The 23,710-nt window shown below is 59.5% G+C and carries 20 protein-coding genes; 12 read left to right on the forward strand and 8 right to left on the reverse strand.

Annotated elements, in window-relative coordinates:
* Positions 1-93 precede the first annotated feature (93 nt).
* The 3 genes from RBB75_RS07030 to RBB75_RS07040 all read left to right on the forward strand — a co-directional run bounded on the left by RBB75_RS07030 (position 94) and on the right by RBB75_RS07040 (position 5,225).
* The gene (locus tag RBB75_RS07030; protein ID WP_353069995.1) at positions 94-1,878 is read left to right on the forward strand and encodes a phospholipase C; all 1,785 of its coding nucleotides are present in this window, start codon (positions 94-96) and stop codon (positions 1,876-1,878) included.
* A 118-nt stretch (positions 1,879-1,996) separates the two neighbouring features.
* Entirely contained in the window at positions 1,997-3,676 is a 1,680-nt protein-coding gene (locus RBB75_RS07035; RefSeq protein WP_353069996.1) for a multicopper oxidase family protein, read from the forward strand.
* 673 nt (positions 3,677-4,349) lie between these two features.
* Complete coding sequence (locus RBB75_RS07040; RefSeq protein WP_353069997.1) at positions 4,350-5,225, forward strand: aldo/keto reductase; 876 nt, start codon at positions 4,350-4,352, stop codon at positions 5,223-5,225.
* Positions 5,226-5,448: 223 nt separating this feature from the next.
* On the opposite strand, the gene RBB75_RS07045 is transcribed toward RBB75_RS07040, so the two are convergent.
* Entirely contained in the window at positions 5,449-6,258 is an 810-nt protein-coding gene (locus RBB75_RS07045) for a hypothetical protein (protein ID WP_179640177.1), read from the reverse strand.
* A 201-nt stretch (positions 6,259-6,459) separates the two neighbouring features.
* On the opposite strand from RBB75_RS07045, the gene RBB75_RS07050 reads away from it, so the two are divergent.
* From RBB75_RS07050 to RBB75_RS07065, 4 genes are all read left to right on the forward strand, one after another.
* Positions 6,460-7,797 carry a TCR/Tet family MFS transporter gene (locus tag RBB75_RS07050; RefSeq protein WP_179640178.1) on the forward strand — a complete coding sequence of 446 codons (1,338 nt, stop codon included), beginning with the start codon at positions 6,460-6,462 and terminating at the stop codon, positions 7,795-7,797.
* A 136-nt stretch (positions 7,798-7,933) separates the two neighbouring features.
* Complete coding sequence (locus tag RBB75_RS07055) at positions 7,934-8,377, forward strand: nuclear transport factor 2 family protein (protein ID WP_353069998.1); 444 nt, start codon at positions 7,934-7,936, stop codon at positions 8,375-8,377.
* Between the two features lie 48 nt (positions 8,378-8,425).
* Positions 8,426-8,608: a hypothetical protein gene (locus tag RBB75_RS07060; protein ID WP_353069999.1), complete on the forward strand. Its 183-nt coding sequence runs from the start codon at positions 8,426-8,428 to the stop codon at positions 8,606-8,608.
* A 247-nt stretch (positions 8,609-8,855) separates the two neighbouring features.
* Positions 8,856-10,595 carry a L,D-transpeptidase family protein gene (locus RBB75_RS07065; RefSeq protein WP_353070000.1) on the forward strand — a complete coding sequence of 580 codons (1,740 nt, stop codon included), beginning with the start codon at positions 8,856-8,858 and terminating at the stop codon, positions 10,593-10,595.
* Between the two features lie 31 nt (positions 10,596-10,626).
* Here the strand turns inward: RBB75_RS07065 and RBB75_RS07070 are convergent, their stop codons facing one another.
* A complete protein-coding gene (locus tag RBB75_RS07070) occupies positions 10,627-11,145 on the reverse strand; it encodes a L,D-transpeptidase family protein (RefSeq protein ID WP_353070001.1) in 519 nt (172 codons plus the stop codon).
* 200 nt (positions 11,146-11,345) lie between these two features.
* Entirely contained in the window at positions 11,346-12,737 is a 1,392-nt protein-coding gene (locus RBB75_RS07075) for a DUF2252 domain-containing protein (protein ID WP_353070002.1), read from the reverse strand.
* A 135-nt stretch (positions 12,738-12,872) separates the two neighbouring features.
* On the opposite strand from RBB75_RS07075, the gene RBB75_RS07080 reads away from it, so the two are divergent.
* Both RBB75_RS07080 and RBB75_RS07085 read left to right on the forward strand, forming a co-directional pair.
* On the forward strand, positions 12,873-14,708 hold the full coding sequence (locus RBB75_RS07080) for an AI-2E family transporter (protein ID WP_353070003.1): 1,836 nt from the start codon (positions 12,873-12,875) through the stop codon (positions 14,706-14,708).
* Positions 14,709-14,812: 104 nt separating this feature from the next.
* Complete coding sequence (locus tag RBB75_RS07085) at positions 14,813-15,430, forward strand: CPBP family intramembrane glutamic endopeptidase (protein WP_353070004.1); 618 nt, start codon at positions 14,813-14,815, stop codon at positions 15,428-15,430.
* Positions 15,431-15,505: 75 nt separating this feature from the next.
* Here RBB75_RS07085 and RBB75_RS07090 read toward each other — a convergent pair whose 3' ends face one another.
* On the reverse strand, positions 15,506-16,213 hold the full coding sequence (locus RBB75_RS07090) for a CADD family putative folate metabolism protein (protein ID WP_353070005.1): 708 nt from the start codon (positions 16,211-16,213) through the stop codon (positions 15,506-15,508).
* A 278-nt stretch (positions 16,214-16,491) separates the two neighbouring features.
* Here RBB75_RS07090 and RBB75_RS07095 point away from each other — a divergent pair, with 278 nt between their 5' ends.
* Together RBB75_RS07095 and RBB75_RS07100 are read left to right on the forward strand one after the other, a co-directional pair.
* On the forward strand, positions 16,492-17,535 hold the full coding sequence (locus RBB75_RS07095; protein ID WP_353070006.1) for a hypothetical protein: 1,044 nt from the start codon (positions 16,492-16,494) through the stop codon (positions 17,533-17,535).
* Positions 17,536-17,543: 8 nt separating this feature from the next.
* A complete protein-coding gene (locus RBB75_RS07100) occupies positions 17,544-19,118 on the forward strand; it encodes a phosphatase PAP2 family protein (RefSeq protein WP_353070007.1) in 1,575 nt (524 codons plus the stop codon).
* 193 nt (positions 19,119-19,311) lie between these two features.
* Here the strand turns inward: RBB75_RS07100 and folK are convergent, their stop codons facing one another.
* Together folK and lpxC are read right to left on the reverse strand one after the other, a co-directional pair.
* On the reverse strand, positions 19,312-19,803 hold the full coding sequence (gene folK, locus RBB75_RS07105; RefSeq protein WP_353070008.1) for a 2-amino-4-hydroxy-6-hydroxymethyldihydropteridine diphosphokinase: 492 nt from the start codon (positions 19,801-19,803) through the stop codon (positions 19,312-19,314).
* 96 nt (positions 19,804-19,899) lie between these two features.
* Complete coding sequence (gene lpxC / locus RBB75_RS07110; protein WP_179640187.1) at positions 19,900-20,817, reverse strand: UDP-3-O-acyl-N-acetylglucosamine deacetylase; 918 nt, start codon at positions 20,815-20,817, stop codon at positions 19,900-19,902.
* A gap of 153 nt (positions 20,818-20,970) precedes the next feature.
* On the opposite strand from lpxC, the gene RBB75_RS07115 reads away from it, so the two are divergent.
* Complete coding sequence (locus tag RBB75_RS07115) at positions 20,971-22,107, forward strand: M20 family metallopeptidase (protein ID WP_179640188.1); 1,137 nt, start codon at positions 20,971-20,973, stop codon at positions 22,105-22,107.
* A gap of 20 nt (positions 22,108-22,127) precedes the next feature.
* Here the strand turns inward: RBB75_RS07115 and RBB75_RS07120 are convergent, their stop codons facing one another.
* Entirely contained in the window at positions 22,128-22,727 is a 600-nt protein-coding gene (locus tag RBB75_RS07120; protein ID WP_353070367.1) for a Maf family protein, read from the reverse strand.
* Positions 22,728-22,802: 75 nt separating this feature from the next.
* Positions 22,803-23,708, reverse strand: coding sequence for a D-hexose-6-phosphate mutarotase (locus tag RBB75_RS07125; RefSeq protein WP_179640189.1), 906 nt, complete (start codon positions 23,706-23,708; stop codon positions 22,803-22,805).
* Positions 23,709-23,710 lie beyond the last annotated feature (2 nt).

Here is a 23,710-nt window from a genome sequence, read left to right on the forward strand (position 1 = left end):
ATCTGGCATTCAACTTCAATTCACAAATCCAGCCACCTTCAGACCTAACAATAAGGAGCACCGCATCTCTACCAACTTTTGAGGCCTCAAAAAATGATTCGGAAACTTCTCGCCCTCTCGTTGTCCTCGACCCTTATTCTCAGTGGCTGCGGCCAGGGCACGGTCAGCACGCCTCCAGGCAACGGCAACGCCAACACCACTCCGCCCGTCGTCATCACGCCCACCACCGCCCAGGCCGCCATCAAGCACATCGTCGTCATCTACGGCGAAAACATCTCCTTCGACCACTACTTCGGTACCTACCCCAACGCGGCCAACACAGGCGGAACCACCTTTACCCCTGCAACCGCCGCCACGGTAGCTGCTGCGGCCGCCGCCGGCACCACCAGCCTTCCGGCCACTCCCACCATCACCAATAACTACATCTCGAACCCCAGTCTGCTCACGGCCAATCCGAATCTCAACAGCGCCAATAATGTGTCTGCATCGAACTCTGTGTCGGCCAATCCCTTCCGACTCGGCCCAAACCAGGCTGCCACCAATGACCAGGACCACAACTACGGCCCCGAGCAGCTGGCATTCGATAACGGCAAGATGGATCTCTTCCCACTCTCCGTCGGAACCGCCAACCCCGCCTCCCTCGTCAATTCGACCGGAGCAGCTCCCATCACTGGCACCACCGCCCTCACCATGGGCTACTATGACGGCAACACCGTCACCGCACTCTGGAATTATGCCCAGCACTACGGCCTCAACGACCACTCCTTCGGCACCACCTTTGGTCCCTCCACCCCAGGCGCCATCAACCTCATCTCCGGCCAGACCAACGGCGTCATCAATCAGGTCGGCGCCCTGGGCAGCGCCGTAATCGCCGACGGCCAGGGTGGCTTAACGGACATCAACGACGCTGACCCGGCCAATGACGTCTGCTCCTCGACGGGCGAGTACTTCAGCATGTCCGGCAAAAACATCGGCGATCTGTTGAACACCGCCGGCATCTCCTGGGGCTTCTTCGAGGGCGGCTTCAATCTCTCCATCACCAACACCAGCGCCAACGGCGTCATCGCCTCCGGTACCGGATGCCTGCCCGGGGAAGCAACCGGCAGCCGCGCCACCGGCGCCGTCAACATCCCCGGCAATCCTCTCAAGGCTGACTACATCCCCCACCACCAGCCCTTCCAGTACTACGCCAGCACCGCAAACCCGACTCATATCCGCCCCGCCTCCGTCGCAGCGATCGGAACCGCGGCCGATACCGGCCCCTCCACCGCCAACCACCAGTACGACATTCTTGACTTCAACGCAGCTCTCAAGGCCGGAAACATGCCTGCCGTCACCTTCCTCAAGGCTCCCGGCTACCAGGACGGCCACGCCGGTTACTCCGATCCTCTCGACGAGCAGACCTTCCTCGTCACCGAGATCAACGCCATCGAGTCCTCGTCCTTCTGGGGTTCGACCGCTATCATCCTTGCCTACGACGACTCCGACGGTTGGTACGATCACCTCACCGACTTCGTCAACGGCTCCCAGACAACCTCCGATGCAGCCTTCTGCAACGGCGCCGCTCCCACTCTGGCGGGTCCCAACTCCAACGGACTTCCCGTCCAGGGCCGTTGCGGTCACGGTCCTCGCTTGCCCCTGCTCGTCATCTCACCCTGGGCCAAGAAAAACTACGTCGATCAGACTCCGACCGACCAGGCCTCCATCACTCGCTTTATTGAAGATGTCTTCCTGAGCAGCGCACGCATCGGTGGCGGATCCTTCGACGCCTCTGCCGGATCTCTCATGAACATGTTCAACTTCACGAGCAATGTTCCGCCCAATCCCAACGTCGTTCTCCTCAACCCAACTACCGGTGCAGTTACCTCTGGCAACTAGCCAAGGTTTCACGGTACGTTCACAAATAAGCCATAAACTCAAAGGACGTACCCTGCATTCAAGGGTGCGTCCTTTTTCTGCTTTCAGCCCGCACCATCACGCTCGTACGGAGATAAGTTTGTCCCCCACCCGCCGCACCATACTCCAGCAGCTCTCTGCGCTGGGAACCCTCGCCTCCCCACCAATCGCTTTCGCCAGTCGCCTCCTGCAGAATCACGTCGTGTCCGCCGACTCAGGCATGTCCATGGCTGGCATGGCTCCCACCCAGCAATCTGACAAGCCTGCAATCAACGGCTTCTCCCTCACTCCCTTCGTCGACGAACTCCCCCTTCCCGAACGCGCCAGGCCCATCTCCTCACTCCACCCGCACAAGCTGCGCATCACCATGCGCGAGATCCACGCCAAGGCCCACCGTGACATCCCCCCCACCCGCATGTGGAGTTACGGAGACACCGCCCTCGCCCCTCTCATCGACATCCGCGCCCACCGGCCGCTTCAGGTTGAATGGGTCAACCAGCTTCCCAAGCAGCACTTCCTTCCCATCGATCACTCCCTCCACGGCTGCGGTCATGACATCCCGGACGTTCGCGCCTGCGTCCATCTCCACGGTGGTCGCACCCCCTCCAAAGACGATGGCTTCCCGGAAGACTGGTTCGTTCCCGGCACCTCCCGCACCTGTACCTATCCTCTCCAGCAGGACGCCGCCGCTCTTTGGTATCACGACCACGCCATGGGACTCAACCGGCTCAACACCTACGCCGGACTCTTCGGCATGGTGCTCCTACGCGACGACGCAGAGGACGCGCTCAACCTGCCCTCCGGCAAATACGAGATTCCGCTTCAAATCTACGACCGCCAGTTCACCACCGACGGCCAGCTCTTCTATCCCGACTCCGGCGACCCCGAACATCCCTGGGTTCCCGAGTTTGGCGGAAGCTGCATCCTCCTCAACGGCAAGATGCGGCCCTATCTCGAAGTCGAGCCGCGCCTCTACCGCTTCCGCCTCCTCAACACCGCCAACAGCAGCTTCTTCAATCTGTCCCTCACCAATCGGCAGCCGTTTCATCAGATCGGCAGCGACCAGGGCCTGCTCCCAGCACCCGTCAAGATGTCCAACCTTCTCATCGCCCCGGCCGAACGAGCCGACCTCTTGATCGACTTCTCTCAGGCACCCGGTCAGTACATTCACCTCGTCAATGGCGCCGTCCAGATCCTCGAATTTCGCGTCGCCCCGACGACCAGCCAAGACGCCGCACCGTCTCAATCATCGCGAACCCCGCGGACCTCGAATGGAATCGCCACCGCAGCTTCCATTCCATCCGCTCTTCGCACCCTCGACCCAATCGCCGAGTCCGCCGCCACCACTACACGCACCATCACCCTCAACGAGTATCTCGACAAGATCGGTAATTCCATGCTCATGCTGCTAAACAACAAGCATTGGCATGAGCCCGTCACCGAAACTCCACGCCTCAACTCCACTGAGATATGGGAGTTCGTAAACCTCACCGAAGACACGCACCCCATGCACCTGCACCTGGTGCGCTTCCAGGTCCTCGATCGTCGCGCATTTGATGTCTTCAAATATCGCAACAATCTGGGAACCCGTTATCTCGCAGCAGCCGTCCCGCCCGACCCGAACGAAACAGGCTGGAAGGACACCGTCCATTGTCCGGCCGGCGCGATCACCCGCATCATCGTGCACTTCGACGGCTACCCCGGCAAATACCTCTACCACTGCCACATCCTCGAGCACGAAGCCAACGACATGATGCGCCCCTTCGAAGTCATCGCCTAGTCGCAGTTGCCGTGAACTCGGCCTCGCCCTCTTGCTGTTGCAGTTGCATCTGCTTTTCTTGTTTGTCATTCCCAAAGGGAATCTGCGTTTGCAGTTTGCCTTTTTTGTTGCCATTCCCGAAGGGAATCTGCTTTTCCCTTCCTCGAATTAACAACCCACCTGCTTTAGCTTCGAGTAGACCCGGAGCAAAAGGTTATGGATATCGAATCATTTCAAGATTCGTGTCCCGCCGAACAAGCCACCCACATGAAGCAATGCACGGCACCGAGCTTCTAAAAAAAATGTCTAAAAACTTTTCTGAATTTCCTCAGCAAATTCGCATGTCAACCCCCAAAACTGCAAATCCCTCCGCCAGACAAGGGAATTCGCGTGGCGTATCAGTTAGGCTCGATCCGCTATTCTTTAAAAAGACAAACAAAACAGATTTGCATGTCAGTTTCCCCTCGATCAGCCGTCTTATAGGACCTAACTCCTTTGCTTGCACGTATCTGCACGCAAGTGTTTTAGAATGAAGTTTTTACGAGTAATGCCTCGCCGCAACCTTCACATTGTAAAAGACTTGCGCGCGGGCAATAGGGGGGGGTACCCCCTACCCACCACCGGCAAAACTCGCCTCCAGCCATTCTCCTTAGTGCCCGTTTTTGGAGTACCGTATCCCCAAGGAGATCGCGCCATGCTAAGGAGAGACTTCCTTCGCCGCTCGACCCGCACCGTAGGTGCCGCCCTTCTCGCCTGCTCCCCAATCGCTCGCGCTGCATTACTCGAACCCGATCCTCTCCCGCAAAAGTTCCAAGCCCAGGACGAAGTCGTCCTCGGCCACACCGGCATCCGCACCAGCCGCCTCGCCATGGGAACCGGCACCATCGGCTTCGGAGGCTCCTCCAACCAAACCCGCCTCGGCACCTCGCCTCTCACCAGACTCCTCCTCGACGGCTACAACAATAACGGTCTCCGCTTCTTCGACTCCGCCGACTCCTACGGCAGCCATCCCTACGTCGCCGAGGCTCTCAAGCACATCCCCCGCGACAAAGTCACCGTCCTCACCAAGACCGACACGCGTGACGCCGCCGGAGTCCGCGCCGACCTCGACCGCTATCGCAAAGAGCTGGGAGTCGACTACATCGACATCGTCCTGATTCACTGCGTCACCGAGGCCGACTGGACCACACGCTATCGTGGCGTCATGGATGTCCTCTCCGAGGCCAAGCAAAAAGGCATCATCCGCGCGCACGGTGTCTCCTGCCACAGCCTCTCCGCCTTGAAAGCAGCGGCGGCCTCGCCCTGGGTCGAAGTCGATCTCGTCCGACTCAACCCCATCGGCTCCCATATGGATGCTGACCCAGCGACCGTAATCAGCGTCATCAAGCAGATGCGCGCGCAAGGGAAGGGAATCGTCGGCATGAAGATCCTCGGCCAGGGCGATCTTCGCGACAAGCCGGCCGAAGCCATTCGCTACGCCCTCGGCACCGGCGTACTCGACGCCTTCACCATCGGCGCCGAATCCCAACGAGAGCAGAACAACCTCATCCAGCGCGTAGCCGCAGCTTAGCTGTCTGGGACCTGACTAACTTAAATTTCCTTCAACTCACCAAAAAATGTTGCGCGGGGTTTCGTGGTTTTGTAAGGGGTTTTTGCGAAAATCGGGGATTTTGGTGTGGTGAATTGATGGTGAGAGCGTGGTGAGTTGTGGTGATAAACGTGGTGGCGAGCCGCGCTAAATTCTTCGACTCAAAACACGCCACGGACGGCAGATTTATTTTGGGGTTACCCGGCTACCGTTCCAGCATCTCCACCGCCTGCGCCACCGTTATATCCTGCGGGACCTGTCGAAACTCACTGTGCACCACCCGCTCATTCCTGCCAATCTCTTTGAAGAGCATCGCCTTGCCTTCGATCGCCGTGTTCACCGTCGCGTCCTTCCAATCGCCACCTGGCTCCATCTCATGCGTCGTGCTGAAGCTGCTGCCAGCATGCACCGTTCCCAGCAAACCAAACCCGAGGCTGACATCCGCAGGCATCTTGCCATCAATCCCGTGCAACTGCATCGTCCGTCGATCTATCAAGACAGTGCCCAGCATTGCATGCAACACGCGCTCCTCAAGCGACTGCGTCTTGTAAGCAGGATCCGGTCGAAATGCAATATGCAGATCGCTCCCTTCCACGTGAGGATCCTCAAAGAGAAAAGCCTTTCGCAGCAACGCCAGCATCTGCTCCGCGTGCTCTTCGTCACTCTTCATGGCCTGCTCTCGCCGCCGAAAGACCTCGGGATGCGCAACAATCTCGGCAAGCTTGTTCTTCTCGGCAGCCATCCGATCCGCACTCAATGGCTTGCCATCTTCGGTCAGCAGAAGTCTCACCTTACCCAGTGCAGTCTCTATCACGCGCTCCCGCCACAGATGGCCGCCCGTACGATCAGACCGTTCCTCACAGAGATAGATATACCGGTTGCGATGCTCCGCCGGATCGTTCTCATGGTGCAGCATGGTGTCGACGATCTGCTTCGCGGCGCTCGAGCTCTGCGCATGCAAGCTCCCTGCTGCCAGTAGACAAATCGACACTGTGGCTCCTACAACAAACCGCATCGACCTTGGATCCTCATCTCGTCAGCAAAAAATTACCAGCCCACCAAGCCCCAGTAAAGCACGCCAGCAACACTACTCGTATAAATTCCTGCCAACTGCCCGTACAGACGCGATCGCAACGCTGTAGGACTCGCCCTCGAGATTGCCCGCCGAAATATCCAATAACCCGTCACAAAACTCACGTAGACTGCCATCAATCGCATGGCCGAATCTCCCGAAAAACCGCTGCCACCCATCACCACGCCCGATACCCTGATCACCGAGCCTGAACTCGTCGCCCCTGACTTGACCGGCAACGCCGCGCTCCCGTCCGCACCACCCGCGGGACGCCGCGCCGCCGCCACCTTTATCTTCTTCACCGTCACCCTCGACATGCTCGCCCTCGGCATGATCGCCCCTGTCCTGCCTCGTCTCATCGAAGGCTTCCTCCACGGCGACACCTCCAGCGCCGCAAAGATGCTTGGCCTCTTCGGCACCGTCTTTGCCGCCATGCAGTTCTTCTTCTCGCCCATTCTCGGCTCGCTCTCCGACCGCTTCGGCCGCCGTCCCGTCGTCCTGCTCTCTAACTTCGGCCTCGGCTTCGATTACCTCCTCATGGCCTGGGCTCCCGCACTCAGCTGGCTCTTTGTAGGCCGCGTCATCTCCGGGCTCACGGCCTCCAGCATCCCCACTGCCATGGCTTACATGGCCGACGTCACCCCACGCGAGCGTCGCGCCGCAGCCTTCGGCATGTTGAACGCCGCGTTCGGCATCGGCTTCGTCCTTGGTCCGGCCATGGGCGGACTTCTCGGCAACATCAACCCGCGCCTGCCGTTCTGGGTCGCAGGCGGCCTCAGCCTCATCAACGGACTCTACGGCCTCTTCGTGCTCCCCGAGTCGCTCTCGCTCGCCAACCGCAGCCCCTTCTCCTGGGCGCGCGCCAACCCCGTCGGTTCGCTCAAGCTGCTCAACCGCGGTGGCATGCTCGCCATCTCGGGAGTCCTTCTCCTCGGCTACTTCGCCCAGCAGGTCCTCATGAACGTCTATGTTATCTACGACGACTACCGCTACCACTGGACCAATCGCACCGTCGGTCTCTCGCTCGCCACCGTAGGCGTCTTCACCGTCATCTACGGTGCACTCCTCATCAAACCCGTCATCGCCAAAGTAGGCGAGCGCGGCGCCATGACCATCGGCCTCATCGGCGGAGCCATCGGCTACTCCATGATCGGCTCCTCCAAAACCGGCCTCCTCTTATGGTTCGGCATCCCCGTCCTCAACCTGATGTCCTTCACCTGGCCCTCCGCCCAAAGCCTTCTCTCCCGCAAGACCAGCCCCTCCGAACAAGGCCAGCTTCAAGGCGCCATCAACAGCCTGCGCGGCATCGCAGGACTCATCGGTCCGGGCTTCTTCACCTACATCTTCAGCAAATCCATCGGAGCCAACGCGATCATCAGCAGCCCCGGCACCCCCTTCTACGTCGCCGCCGCCATGCTCCTCATCGGTCTGATCCTCGCCCAATACGCCACCCGCAAGACTCAACCCGCGGTTCCCTCCTGAGTCCGGCCACAAGAGGCTGGCGAGCTTCTTCCCAGCGCCCTGCACTCGCGGCTGAAGACTCCGCGCGGATTTTGCTTGATACGCTGCCGGCGCCTGCCGCACCATACAGCTATCCCTTTACCTGGAGAAAAAATAGATGAAGCATTCCAGCCTCTTCTCTCTTCTCGTCTGCCTGTTCGCCCTCCCCGTCTTCGCGCAGAGCGACGCTGCCGAACAACAGGTTCGAACTGCCGAAGCCGCTCAGGTCCAAGCCGTCCTGGCCGAAGACGCTCCCACGCTCGATAAGCTCTGGTCGCCGCAGATGATCGTCAACGCTCCCGACAACGTGGTGCGCAGCAAGCCCGAAGTCTTCGGAGCCATGCACGCCGGCATGCTCAAATACTCTGCTTATGAGCAGTCCATCGAAAGGGTCTCCGTCTCTCAGGACGTCGTCGCCATCATGGGCCAAGAGATGGTCAAGCCCTTGACCGGCCCGAACACCGGCAAGATTGTTCAGCGCCGCTTCCTCGATATCTGGCAGCGTTCCGGCACGAGCTGGCGGCAGATCGCCCGGCAGGCGACCATCATCTCAATCAAGTAGCCAGTCAAGCAGAGCGCTGGCGCAAGGCTGTGAGGAAACACGCCACTGATGGTTCCGGACGTACCCCCGCCTCCGCCAGGTCCCAGCCTTCAGGCGGCGGGAGCGAGCCCGATCCACGGCGCTCTCCCGTGCGCCGGCACACCCTTCTACGTCGCCGCCGCCATGCTCCTCATCGGCCTGATCCTCGCTCAATACGCCACTCGATCTGCCAAGCCCGCGATTCAAACCTGAGAGCCAATCGCTGGCGCGCCCGAAAGATCGTGCACCTCGACAAGCAGACGATTGCGATGTGGAGACGCAAGTCGAGACAAAGAGGGAATCATGCGGAACTGCGACGGGATTAAATCCTGTGCAGCGAGCGGCAGGTTGAGCAGAAAAGTGTGGCGACGGGTGTCTTGCTATGATGGGCCTGCACTAGCGCCGAATGCCCGTTAACTCGTTCTTAACATAAGCGAATTGTTGTTTCGAGGAGTGTCTTGTGCATCCTTCACGCCGGCTTGAGATCGCCCTACTTCTTCTTGTCTCACCTCTGCCGATTGGAGGACAGATCTTCGCTCAGAAGACAACGAGCTCCCCAACTACAACCGCTGGAGAAGCCCGTTCGGCGGCGAAGCAAGAGAGTGCCTCTGCCCGGTTGAGTGCGATCGCTGCCTCCGGTCATCTCGAAGATCTTCGCTGGCCCGACTTCTCGGACTATCGCTCGCATGTCATCAACTTTTACCGCCCCGGATATCAACCTGCGTGGATCCACGACGGCCAACCCACCACCCAGGCTCTCGAACTGATCCAGATCTTGCAGGATGCCGATCGAGAGGGCCTGCAGGCTGAGGACTACGACGCCTCACGGTGGGCTGATCGCCTAACCTTGTTGAAGAGTTCGCACGAGGCTGCTGACGAAGCGCGGTTCGACGCCACCCTGACCGTCTGCGGGATGCGTTACGTCTCCGACCTGCATATTGGAAGGGTTAACCCGCAAAATCTGGGTTTCGAGTTCGACGTCTCCAGCAAGAAACTCGACCTGCCGCACTTTGTCCGCGAGCGGCTGGTTAATGGGTCCGATCTACATGCCGAGCTGGCCCAGATCGAACCACCATTCCCAAGCTACAAGCGGCTCCGCGTTGCTTTGCTGCATTACATGGAGCTTGAGAAGAGCGGTGACGGAGAGAAGGTGCTTGACGTCGGAGGAGTGTCTCCAGGCGGCCAGTACGCGGGCATAGCAGGGCTGGCAAACCGGTTGCGGCTGTTGGGCGATCTACCGGATAGCGTTAGCATCCCGCCCGACTCGAAGGTATATGAAGGCCCCCTGGTCGATGCGGTAAAACACTTTCAGGAGCGCCTGGGCCGACAGGCAACCGGGGAACTCGATTACAAGACAGTGGTCGAGTTGAACGTCCCGCTCAGCAACCGGATTGAGCAGATGCGCCTGGGATTGGAGAGATATCGCTGGTTGCCCTACCAGTTCAAACAGCCTCCTATCGTCATCAACGTTCCGGAGTTCCGTCTCTACGGGTTCGACGGTAAAAATGAAGTGGGCCTCACGATGAGGGTGAATGTGGGCGAGGACTACGACCACCAGACACCCATGTTCGAAAACAACATTCAGTACCTCGTCTTTCGTCCTTACTGGACACCTACGCCAAACATCCTGCGCAAGGAGATCATTCCCGACCTTGAGAAAAATCCTTCTCTGAGCGATCAGAATCTGGAGCTGGTCAGCGCAGGAGGGAAGGTGATTAAGTCGGGAGACGTCACTCCTGCCCTGTTGCAGCAGGTGCGAGCAGGGAAGCTGACGGTGAGGCAGCCACCCGGTCCCGAGAACGGGATGGGTCTGGTCAAATTCATATTTCCCAACCAGCACGATGTCTATATCCACGACACCCCTGCGAGCCTCGATATGTTCTCCGAGGCAACCGAAGGGGAAGAGGGAGAGCTAAAGCGGGTGGCCAGCCATGGATGCATCCACGTGCAGGATCCCGCCAAGTTTGCAGCGTGGCTTCTCCGGAACAATCCCAATTGGAATCTCGAAAAGGTTGAGAAGGCCATGCATGACGGCCGGGATAACTTCCAGGTGAATCTTGTACCGGCGGTTCCCGTGTTGATCTTTTATATGACGGTCGTCGTGGAAGAGAACGGTGATGTTCACTTCTTTCATGACATCTACGATCATGACAGAACGCTCAAGCTGGAGTTGGCCCAGGGCTACCCCTATCCCAAATGAGCGGAAGCGCTGCGGTCGCAGATCATCGCGGCTAAGGTTTGATCTCGATGGGCGTGCCATCGGCCACCACTCGCCAGATCTCGTCAATCTCCGCATTGGTCACCGCGATGCAGCCCTCGGTCCAGTCGCCCAGGTGGTGAGCCGGCCCTTTGAAGTCGTTCGGAAGCCCATGGATGTACAGTTCGCCGCCGGTTGGAACACCATACCTCTTCGCGCGCGCCACATCGTCCGCGTTTGGGTACGAGATGTGAATGGACCGGTGATACTGGCTATGTGCGTTATGCCGGTCGAGCACGTAGGTGCCTTCAGGTGTCCTGCGATCGCCTTCCATGATCTTCGGACCGACCGGATTGCCCCCCAACGACAGCGTATACGTCTTTAGCACTTCGCTGCCCTTCATCAAAAGCAGCTTTCTCTCACTCTTCAAGACAAGCACTTTGTCGGCTATGGCGGAGGCTGGTAACGGAGCATCGTTCGCTGAGATAGCCCGCAATGGAAGGACTGGCAGGGCAAAAAGAGCGAGAACGCCGAGCTTTGTGATCTTCGACAACAACATCGACCGCACTCCGTCACAGGCAAAGGATTACACAGGGTCGCCGCGGCTCTGGTTAAACCCAGCGGCTAACCGTTGCGAAGATAACTCTACTGCCAGTTGGCTTATAAAAGATTATCTGACTCGAGGCCAATCACACGTGGGTGGGATATACCGTGATTGATCCTCTCCCTGGATAGGGAGGTCTCCTATCGCCATCACTTCTTCAACGACTTCACCAGCTGTCTCCAGTCCAGCTCCGTCTGATCCGCATAGGCCTCCGCAAACGCTCCCACCGCCTCATCGAACCGCGGTGAAGTCCCTACATAACCGGCCACCATTGCGCTATCTCCTGCCCGCGCATGTCCCCGCGCCAGAATCTCGCCGCACACCCCCGCATACTCCAGCAATCCAGCAGCCTTCAGATCTCCCAGCTGAATCGAGGCCTTGTGATCGTTCAACTGCCTCACCAGGTAATCTCTGCTGTCCATCGTCGTCCATCCCAGAAACGGATCGGACTGCAGCTGCATCGCTCGCTCCCCATTCACTACTCGCTGGCCCTCGTGCTGCTTTCCTCTTCGTCCCTTCAAAGCACCCGAAACGTAGGGCGCATACCCCGAAGCCACCTCCTCTTTGATCTGCAGAAACAGGGGGTCCTTCGTGCCATTTCCCTCCATCAACACCACGTAGTCCCGCAGACCCACCGACCCAGTCCCCACCACCTTGAACGCGACATCCATCGGCCGGTACTGCGCCAGAAAGTGTCTCCGCTCCGGCTGCAGACTCTCCGCATACATCGTCAGTGACCCCACCACCTGCTCCGCCAGCGCCCCCGTCACCCGTTTCAGGTTTGGCGGAATCGTCCGAAACACCCTCGGCGCCCGCCCCGCACTCTTAGCCGAGCTCTTAGCTGCACCCTTCGCCGTCTTGCTCCCCTTCTTCTTCGCCGCCGAAGCTCGTCCTTCTACCTCCGTCAGCGTCAACAAGGTATGCATCGGCGTAGCTCGCTCCGCCATCATCAGGATCCCCGCCACCGGCGTCACACTCCCCAGCCGATGCACCTGGTACTTCGCGACCTCCAGCACCGGCATTCGCGCAAACGACTGCATCATCGTCCGGTACCGCTCCAGAAATACCGATGCCGCCTCCCGGCAACGCACATCCTTGGCCCCGGACCCACGTCCCGCCAGCACCAGACTCGTCGCCATCCGCTTCACGTCCCACTCGAACGGCGCGACGATCGTCTCGTCAAAATCATTAATATCGAAGACCAGCCGCCCATCCGGCCCTGCAAACGCCCCCAGGTTCCTCACATGCGCATCGCCGCATAGCTGGTTGCAGATCCCCGTACTACCCACCAACGACAGGTCATACGCCATCACCGGCACCGCTCCGCGAAAGTACCCGAACGGCGACGCCGCCATCAACTCGTTCTTCAGCGTCACCAGCGCCGGCACCCGCCCCCGCGTCGAGATCTCCAGCAGCTTCAGCGGACTCTCCCGCCTCTGCTTCGCTGTCCACGCCTTATGATGCTGGCGCTTCAACTGCTTCCGCCGCTCGTGCCCGAAGGCATAGCGTTCCCGCGCGCTTACCGGCTGCGTCTCCTTCATCCATCCACCTCCATCTGCAACCAAGAGTCTAGTCTACCCACGCGGCAAATAAACTCCGCGAGCCTGCATGTTGATGTATTCTTGCCCGCATAAGCGCAGAGCATTCATCAGGTCTTACGAGGTCTCACAACACCCATGTCCCGCGCCGGCACCACCGAGATCCCCAGGGTAGAGCCCCTCCTCGTCCTTGCCGTCATCGTGCTCATCCTCTACTTCGCGCGCGAGCTCCTCATCCCGCTCACCTTCGCGCTCACCTTGTCCTTCCTGCTCGCCCCCGCCGTCAGCCGCCTCGAAACACGCCGCGTCCCCCGCGTCCTCGCCGTCGCCCTCATCGGCATCCTCGCCTTCCTCAGCATCTTCAGCGTCGGCTACGTAGTCGCCAAGCAGCTTCTCAACGTAGCTCGCACCCTCCCCGCATACCGCCTCAACATCCACCAGAAGATGGCCACCGTCCACTCGCCAGCCGAACAGTCCCTTGAAAAGGCCTTCACTGCCGTCGAAGACATCAGCGGCGACATCGCCCCCTCCTCGCCCACGTCCGTCTCGCAGACCCCCGTGCAGGTCCAGCCCGTCCGCGTCATCGATCCCGACCGCACCCAGCTCCAGACCACCGCCGAGCTGCTCATGCGCTTCCTCCGCCCTATCGGAACCGTAGGCGTCGTCATCGTCTTCACCATCTACCTCCTGATGAAGCGCGAGGACCTGCGCCACCGCATCCTCCTGCTCGCCGGCATGGGCCGCATCAACCTCATGACCCAGGCCCTGCAGGAGGCCGCCACCCGCATCAGCCAATATCTCCTCTTCCAACTCGCCGTCAACGCCGCCTACGGCATCCTCTTCGGCGGCGGTCTCTATCTCATCGGCGTACCCGACGCTACGCTCTGGGGAGTCCTCGCCGGCATCCTCCGCATCGTCCCTTACGTCGGCACCGCCACCAGCCTCGCGCTGCCTCTCATCGTCTCGGTCGCCATCTCCACCACCTGGTGGCCGCCCATCCTCATCCTCTGTCTCTTCCTCGCGCTCGAGCTCACCGCCACCAACTTCGTCGAACCCTGGCTCTACAGCACCCGCACCGGCATCTCCTCGCTCGCACTCCTTGCCATGGCCATCTTCTGGGCGCTGCTCTGGGGATGGCCCGGCCTCATCCTCTCTACCCCGCTCACCGTCTGCATCGTCGTCATGGGCCGACACGTACCGCAGCTCTCCTTCCTCCACACCCTCCTCGGCACCGACGCCGAGCTCTCCACCGAAGCCCACTTCTACGAGCGCCTCCTCGCCATGGACCAGCGCGAAGCCCAGGCCATCGCCAACCGCTTCCTCGTCGGCAAGCCACTCATCGAGCTCTACGACTCCGTCCTCATCCCCGCCCTCGCCCTCGTCGAGCAGGACCGGCACCAGGGCAACCTCGACGACAAGCGCTCCGACTTCTTCTTCCTCACCATCGGCGAGATCGTCGCCGAACTAGCCGACTACCACCAGAAGGAACCCGCCGACGCCCCCAGCCCCGTCAAACCCCGCCGCTCCTCCCGCCCCAACGACCAGGAGAAAGAGTTCGCCGTCATCTGCATCTCCGTCAACGACCAGGCCGACGAGCTCACCACCCTCATGCTCGGCCAGCTCATGGAGCGAGCCAACCATCAGACCCTCCTCCTCTCCGCCTCCGCCGTCTCCAGCGAGATCCTCGACTCCCTCGCCACCGAATCCAACACCGTCGTCTTTATCTCCGCCCTCCCACCCTTCGCCTTCTCCCAGGCCCGAGCCATCTGCCAGCGCGTCCGTACCCACCTGCCCAATAACCGCATCGTCGTCGGTCTCTGGAACTCTGCCAGCGACCAGGACCAGACCGCCGAGCAGTCCATCGAACGCTTCGGCAGCGGCAGACCCACCGTGGTCGTCAACTCCCTGGCCCTGGCCCTCCAGCAAGTCACCCAATGGCACCAACAGCACGACACTCAGTACATGCGCTTCTAAGCCGAATTATTCAATCCCCACGAATCCAAACTCGCGTGATAGAAAACTCTTCGACGCCACCAGATCAGGATCTACAAGCGTTCTCCTCCAGGCAACGCCGTTTCGTGCTGCTGTCACCGATCCTGCTCATCTCCGCTGGCCACCTTACGGCTCGCGTATTTTCTTCCGTAGTAGGAGCCTGGGCCTGGATTCCCCTGCAGCTCGTGTATTGGTCCGGAATGATTGCGGTTCTCTATTCCGTCAATGGAATGTCAACCATCTTCACGGCATACACGAGAAGCTCCGGATGGAGATCATGGTCGTCAGGCATCCTCATCGGCTTGATTCCCTGGCCGATCCTGCTCCTTCACCTGAATCTCCTCCACTCCCCACTTCTTATCGTCTGCTGGCTTGCTCTGGCCCTCATCAATCCCTTCATCGAAGAGTCTTATTGGCGCGGCCTCTTCGGTGAAGTCACCTCGCAATGGCCAGCATGGGCAGCACTCCTCTACCCAACGCTGTTCTTTGCGGCTGCCCATCCCCTGCAATGGGGAGTCTTCTCCGTTGGAAGTAGAAACTGGCAGATGGTTGCCGCACTCATGATTATGGGAATCGTATGGAGCGCAACCTATCGTCAGACACGCAGTCTGCGTTCAAACACCTTCTCTCACATGCTGGTCGATCTCGGAAACATGAGCGTCTGGGTCTTCCTCAACCTCTACACTCCACCCACGCACCACTAACCGCAGAGCTTCCGAAAGCAAAAAAGAGCCAGGCATCTTTCGCCTGGCCCCTCGCTTCAAATTGATCCTCTGGACTTAGTTGACCGCCAGCCGCTCCCGCTCCACACCATCCAGAGCAACCCAGAGCGCCTTTGCCGCCCGCTCCCCAGCCGCCAGCACAGCCTCTTCCTCCTCCGGCGCACCAGCAAGCTGCTTCTCAATCAACTCTCGCCACACACTCGCATGCGCAACATCGGCCGTCTGGTGCAGCGTGAAGTACCGCACCGCCGCACCCTCAGTCCCATAGTGCTCCGCCAACCCCTCCGCCTTGGTCTTCGCAATCGCAGGAACCTTCGACTCATACGCATACAGCGCCGCCATCGCAGCAGAGGCCTTCTCCTCCTGCATCAGCTCGCGAAACGTTGCCATCAACGCCGTCATCTCCGGCTGCACCGCGCGATCCTCAACCTCGCTGCGAGTCGCACCCATTCCAGCTGCAAAGTCCATCCAGAGGTCGCTATGCGGACGAGACGTAGCCCGATCCACACCCTCTTCCTCCGCCAGATTGCGCAACACCTCGCGCCGCATCTCTCCATCCGGCAGCCGCGAGTGCAGCGCACTCAAATAAGTCGGAAACGCCGACACATGATGCCAGTACTCCGCCGCATACTCCCGCAGATCCTCACGCGTCAGCTCACCCTTCGACCACGCCTGATAAAACGGGTGCTGCAACAGGTTGAACGGAGCAACGCGCTCCTCGAAACGGCTCCAGAAACCAGCACTAGCAGACATAATCGCAGACATAATCAAAGCTCCATTCAGAGATTCGCAAGCAGGCACAACCGCCCACGTGAACTCTCAGAGTGTACCCCCGCCACGCCCCCGGCACAAAGCCTGTCCCCCAGACGATGGAGAGAAAAACCATCCTTTGAGCTGAAGACAGCACCCGCGTGCGCGCATAAACTCCCTCGTGACCAAGGTATACGAATCTCTTCGCAGCCAGGCTTCGCAGTCACCCGATGACTGCCAGCTCCGTACGAGGCTGTGCGTATGCCTTCCTCTCACGACACGGAGAACCACCCATGACTTCGAATCACGTGCCAGCATCATCCGGGTTCAATAAGCCGCTACTCTTCTCCCGTCGCCGATTCCTCCTCGCCGGAAGCACCCCCAAATCCAACGGGAGGAGAGCCGGACATGCCGCTCTCCTCTCTGGCTGTCTTACCTTCCTGTCTCTGCTCAGCCCATCGCTCCATGCCCAGACCATCGACGACGGCATCATGCTGGCGAAGCGGTCTCTCTGTGCAGGCGCCCTCTACACGCACGACAGTTGGGACAGCTACTGGCAGGGAAGCCTCCAACGCGTCAACGGAAACATCGGCACCATCACGACCCAGACCATCACCATGGCAGCCAACTACGGCGTGACCAGCCGGCTCGACTTCATCATCAACGTGCCGTACGTGTGGACCGACGCCAGCAAGGGCGTACTCCACGGCCAGTCCGGATTTCAGGACCTCACCCTCGCCGCAAAGTACAAGCTCGTCAGCGTTCCCGTCGGCAAATTCGGCGCGCTACGAGCGATCGCCGTGCTATCGGGCACCCTCCCCATGACCAACTACACCCCCGACCTTCAACCGCTCTCGCTCGGCACCAACAGCAAGACCCTCACCGGACGCGCCACCTTGAACTATCTGGGCAGGCGCGGCCTCTATCTTAACGGCACCGCCGCCTACACCTTCCGCAGCAACGTAACGCTCGACCGCACCAGCTACTACACCAATGGACAGCTCTATCTCAGCAATCAGGTCGCGATGCCCAACCTCTTCAACTACGGCACCAGCGTCGGCTATCGCAAAAACAACCTCTCGCTCTTAGGCGACTTCTCCGTACAGCAAGCCCGCGGAGGCGGAGACATCCGCCCCCAGGACATGCCCTTCGTCTCCAACCGCACCAACTTCTCCAAAGCCGGCGCAACCATCAAGGTCCCGGTCCCGAAGGTAAAAGACCTTCAGTACTGGTTCATCTACTCCAACACCTTTCAAGGCCGCAACGTTGGACAGGCGAACACCTTCACCACCGGCCTCATGTACACCCTTCCCTTCGAAAAGCGAGCCACCCCTTGAAAACGATAATGACCACGATCGTCACAAAAAAAACGCCTCTCCTCCGCACATCGATCTCAGCCGCGATCTTCCTTGCTCTGGCCCTAAGCACCTCCAGCTGCAGCAAGGACATCCCCACCTCCGAGCCATTGCCCGCAGTCACTCCGGCGAACACCGACGCCAATGCCGGAGCTTGGAAGATGATCGTTCTCTCAGGCCCCACGCAGATCGCTGTAGCTGCCCCAGCCCCCGTAAGCGACCCCGGCTATCAGTCCGAGTTGGCCTCCATCAAGACCGCCCAGGCCAGCCTTACCGATGCGCAAAAGACCGCCATCACCTATTGGAGCAGCGGCGGCGTCCTGCGTTGGAATCAGATCATGCGCGAGATTGCAGCGCGCTCCGATCTGCCGCCTTCGCCTAATCCGGACGGAAGCTATCCCGTTCCCAACCCCGCAAATCCATTCGCGAATCCGCAATATCCGTTCAGCAACCCTCCCTACGCCGCACGCGCCTACAGTTACGTCTCGGTCGCGCAGTTTGAGGCGCTAAAGACCGCCTGGTACTACAAGTACCAGTACAACCGCCCCTCTCCTTTCAAAACCGACACCGGCATCAAGGCGCTGCTGCCGGACAGCAACATTCCCTCCTACCCCTCCGAGGACGCTGTCGAAGCAGGAGTCAACGCCGCTCTGCTTACCCTCCTCTTCCCCACCTCGGTCGACGAGATCAACGCCAAGGCAGCCGAGCAGCAGCAAGTCGCCCTCATCTCCGGCAGAGCGTCCGCCAGCGACATCGCCGCCGGAGTCGCCCTCGGCAAAGCCGTCGCCGCCGTCTTCGCTGCCCGCGCCGCCACCGACGGAATGAAGGCAGCCGGTGGCTCGCCTGCAATCTGGCAGTCCCTGGCCGCCAACGCAACCGCCCGCGGAGAGATCCCCTGGATCAGCCAGGATGGTCCCCCTCGCCCTCCGATGCTGCCCGTCTTCGGCAAGGTCAAGGCGTGGATGATGACTCCAACCGACATCGTCAACGAGCGGCCGGGGCCTCCTCCGTCTACGTCATCCGCTCAAATGCAGACCGAGACCGCCGAAGTAAAAAGCATCGTCAACAGCCTCACCCGCGACCAGCAGGCGACGGTCTACAAGTGGGCCGATGGAGTCAGCACCGTAACTCCTCCCGGACACTGGGACGCCATCGCCGAGCCGTACATCAGCGCTGCCAGCTTCAGCGAGGTTCGCGCCTCACGCTCTTTCGCGCTGCTCAATATGGCCCTCCATGACGCCGCCGTTGCCTGTTGGGATGCGAAGTACTTCTACTTCAACCCCCGACCCTCGCAACTCGACCCGTCGATCAAGACCCAGACCGGACTGCCAAACTTCCCATCCTACGTCTCGGGCCACTCCGACTTCTCCGCCGCAGGCTCAGATGTCCTGTCCTATCTCTTCCCCAGCGGCGCAACCTACTTTCAAGCGCAGATGCAGGAAGCCGCCATGTCCAGGCTCTACGCAGGCATTCACTATCGTTCCGATATCAACGTTGGAATGGATCATGGCAAGAGAATCGGAGACTACACAGTCAGCTTCGCAAAGACCGACGGAGCAAACTAAAGACAAGAGACAGAAGGCATAAAACCCGAAGCTAAGTCCACGCAGCCGGGTGCCCCATTCATCGCTCGGCTTCCGGCGCAATGAGTAGGCTCCTCTCTGCCGAAGGCCGGAGTGAAGCCGAAGCAGCACGGATGATATTGCCTTTGCTGTTGTCTGTTCTCTTCGAACCCTCCGTCAGTCCACCTCGAGATCCCTACCCTTGAAGCGCGTCCAGCATCTCCCGCACCGTCAGCCCTGACACCGGATGAACCATCCCCGGCGCAATCTCCTCCAGCGGCTCCAGCACAAACCTCCGCCCCTGCATCTCTGGATGCGGCAGCACCAGCTCCTCATTCGACATCACCACATCGCGCCCCGTCGCATCGACATAAAGCAGCAGATCAAGATCGATCACCCGCGGCCCCTTCGCAACGGACCTAACCCGATCCCTTCCCATCGTCCGCTCCACCATCAGCAACTCCCGCAGCAAAACAACCGGGTCCAGCTCGGTCTCAAGCAGCAAAGCAGCATTCAGAAATCTAGGCTGATCCAAAAAACCCACCGGCTCCGTATCGTAAAACGACGAGACCGCCGTCACCTCACCCAGCGGCCGGATCAACCGCACCGCCTCCTCCAGATTCGCCTCACGATCCCCGAAGCGCGATTCTAGGTTCGACCCCAATGCGATCGCCGCCAAAGCCTTCACGCCCGCTCCGCGCGAAAAGCGGGTTTAGCAGCCACCCAAATCACCACGCCGTCACCACAATCCACCATCAACAAACCACGCGTTTTGACCACAAAATTACGAAACCGTGGCTGGTTGCAGCTGGCCCATCACCCTGGCTGGCTCCGCTACCTCATCATACCCATGCGCCAGCTCCCACGCCGATCTATCCCTCATAAGTCGTTGCACAAGAGCAGTATGCATCGCATGTCCAGCCCGTTCAGCCACCACATGACCCTGAATTCTGCGCCCCGCCAGCGCCAGATCCCCAATCAGGTCCAGCACCTTATGCCGTACAAACTCGTCGTCAAACCGAAGTGGCCCATTTTCAACACCTTGCCGCGAAAGAATAATAGCGCTCTCGTCCGAAACCCCACGAATCAGCCCCATATCCCGCAACATAGCTTCATCTTCTTTAAACCCGAAGGTACGCGCCGGAGCAATCAACTTAACATAATCGCCAGTCGCCAGATCTCCCCTAAACGTCTCATAACCAATAGGTTGCGGGAAGTCGATCGTATACTGAATCCGGTACCCCGACCCCGGATAGACCCCGATAAACTTGGATCCGTCCCGAACCTCCACCTCTTTTAAAATTTTTAGGTATTCGCGCTTCCGCCTCTGTTGTTTAAGCCCCACAGAATGAAAGGCTTGAACATAAGGCAAAGAGCTCCCATCCAGGATCGGAACCTCAAGATTATCCACCTCGACGATCACGTTATCCACGCCAAAGCCGATAAGAGCAGAGAGCAGATGTTCGGTTGTGGAGATCAAAACGCTCTGCCGCATCAAACTTGTCGCATAGCTAACTTTAGCGACATTCCGCCCAATCGCGGCAATCTCGAAGTTGTCTAAGTCCGTGCGACGAAAGACGATACCAGATCCAGCCGGCGCCGGGACCAAGCGCATCAGCACAGGCGCCCCGCTATGCAAGCCGATACCGCTGAACTCTATCTCCGAACGAATTGTCTGCTCAAAGTGAGCTTCCAATGCCACGAGTAGGCGTCTCCGGATAGAACCATCACCGAGACTATAGCGAAAGGAACTCTTCCTGCTGTGGCAAATAAACCACATTTACCTCTAAGGATGACTACTTTTTTCCTCAAGAAGGCGACCAACTAATCCTTTTGATTGCTATAACATCCGTCCATGGAAGCCAAAGCGATCCTCAACGCCGTAGAGAAGCAAAAGGGATGGATCGAAGACACCCTGCGAGATCTCGTGCTGCAGGAATCTCCAAGTGAAGACCCGCAGTCAGTTAACGCGGCTGTAACTCTTGTTGAGCAATCGGCTCAAATGATCGGCTCTCGCTCCAAACGCCATAAACAGCGCCAATTCGGCGACGTCCTGGAGCTCCGCTTCGGCCCAACGCGCTCCCAGCAGCAACCGGTGCTCCTTTTAGGCCACCTCGACACCGTCTGGTCGCGCGGCACTCTCAAGACGATGCCGTGGCGCAATGCAGAAGGTCGTCTCTGGGGGCCCGGCGTCCTGGACATGAAAGCCGGAGTCGTAATGGCACTGGCTGCCCTAAACGCATTGAAACAACTAGAGTTATCTCGCCCAACGATATTACTTTTGAATACCGATGAAGAGGTAGGGAGCACTGTTTCCCGGCCAATCACGGAAAAGTTGGCTAAAGAATCATCCGCCGTCCTCGTTCTGGAGCCCGCACAGGGGCTGGCCTATAAGACCGCCCGTAAAGGCGTAGGCCAATATAATGTGCAGGTTACAGGAGTCGGCGCGCATAGTGGGGTGGACTTCGAGCGCGGCCACTCCGCCATCCTCGAGCTTGCAAAACTGGTCGAAACCATCTCCGGATTCACGAATCTCGATCGCAAACTCACGGTAAATTGTGGTGTGATCGCTGGTGGAACACGGTCCAATGTGGTCCCTTCGCACGCCTCCGCCGAGATTGATGTCCGCATCGCCAAGGCCAGCGACGCCGCCTATGTCGACAAGCTCTTCCGCAAACTGAAAGTCTCAGACCCCCACTGCAAGCTCACCATCACCGGGGGCATCAACCGTCCTCCGATGGAACGCAAACCGGGAACGATTGCGCTCTTCAAAAAGGCCCGCACCCTTGCCGCCGAACTTGGCTTCAACCTTGAGGAAGCCTCCACCGGCGGAGGCTCCGATGGTAACTTCACCGCCGCTCTCGGCGTACCAACACTCGACGGCATGGGCGCAGTAGGCGACGGAGCCCACGCCCCGCACGAGTCTGTCATCATCGAACATCTGGTACCGCGAACTGCCCTACTCGCAGCGATGATCGCCAGCATCGAGTAAGCAGTAACAGTAGGAGCGTCCTAGACCTTCTCTACAGCTGGTGTATCCGATTCCGCCTGGGCGAGAAGCGTGATCGTGCGAGCGATCGGCAGGCCAACAACATTGAAGTAGCAGCCTTCGATGCGCGGAATCCACCGTGCCGCGTACCCCTGAATCGCATAGGCTCCCGCCTTGTCGAGAGGCTCTCCGCTCGAGATATATCGCCCGATCTCCGAGTCGGTGATGACGTTGAAGGTCACCTGGGTGATATCGAGATCCCGAACCGTCTTCTTCGCCGTGATAGCCGCGATCCCCGTCAACACCGCATGAGTGCGCCCGCTCAAGAGTTCCAGCATGCGGCGTGCGTCGGCGCTGTCTGTGGGCTTGCCCAGAATCTGTCCCTCGACAACAACACAGGTGTCCGCGCCAAGAACAACCAGCGGGTCTTCAGCCGTGTCCGAGGCTCTATGAGCGTTCCACACAGCCTGCGCCTTCTCTTCCGCAAGCCGCTGCACATAAGCGGCAGCGGCTTCGCTCGGCAACAGATCTTCGTCGAGGTCGGCAGCCTTCGCAGTAAACGTAAGACCCGCCTGTGTGAGAAGTTCGTGGCGGCGTGGCGAACCAGAGGCAAGGATGAGCATCACGCTATGAGACTATCGGCACTGCGCCGGTTCTGCAAAATCATCCACGCGCGACCCCTCCTCCTAGCGACTCTGTTACGCAGAAAGCTCCTCTATCGAAACTCGAGCCTGCATGGTGTGCGTAGCGCCAGGAGCGAGAGTAATCGCATCGACCGCAGCATTCACCGTCTCAATCGCGACGAACTCATGCCACTCCGTCGGGTCCATATCAGCCAACTTTGCCGCTCCCTCTTCCCAAGGATTCCACACAACAGTAGTAGTGGAGCCGGTCTTCGCCACGACGATGCGGCGCTTGCCCGTGTGGTCGTTCAACGTGCAGGTCGCAGCCGTGTCCAGATAGACACGATCCGTCGGGCCCGTGACCGTAATGTCACCATGCTGTAGCTTCTTTACAAAGTTATCGACCTTGTCGAGATAGCTGACCCCATCGAGACCCGCAATCGAAATCTCGTGAATGTCCCCCACGGCGTAGTAGGTGTGGAGCGCCTCCTCGAAGACAAGCGGCGTAGCGGCATCGTTGGCCACGGTCAGCTGCATCGTCAGCGTGCGTCCAATGGTGAGCTGATAGGCAAGACGAAAGTGATCGTATCCCAGGCTTCGGCTGAGATCGTTGGGCCCAAGCGTAAAGGTAAGGTGCAGATCGTCTCCGGCCAGCGCGGCAAATGCGAGCGTCCAGTCCTGAATCCGCGCGAAGCCATGCGAAGGCCCCGTCTTGCCATCATGCCGCGCAGCAAACCACGGAAACGCAATCGGCACTCCGCCGCGAATAGCCTTACCCGGTTTGAGATCGGTCTTGCGGCTGGTAAAGATCGCAGGCTGATGGCCCGCAGGCTGCCACGCTGTCAGGTGAGCGCCTTGCAGGTAGACGGTTGCGGTCGCATGTGGCGTCGTAATGTCGGCGCGCACCAGGCCGCCTTCCGTTGCGTGAAATGCGAGCACGCCCGGCAGGCCGAAGTGTTCGTTCAGTTGATTGATATCCATCG

Source organism: Tunturibacter empetritectus, from assembly GCF_040358985.1.
Lineage (GTDB): Bacteria > Acidobacteriota > Terriglobia > Terriglobales > Acidobacteriaceae > Edaphobacter > Edaphobacter empetritectus.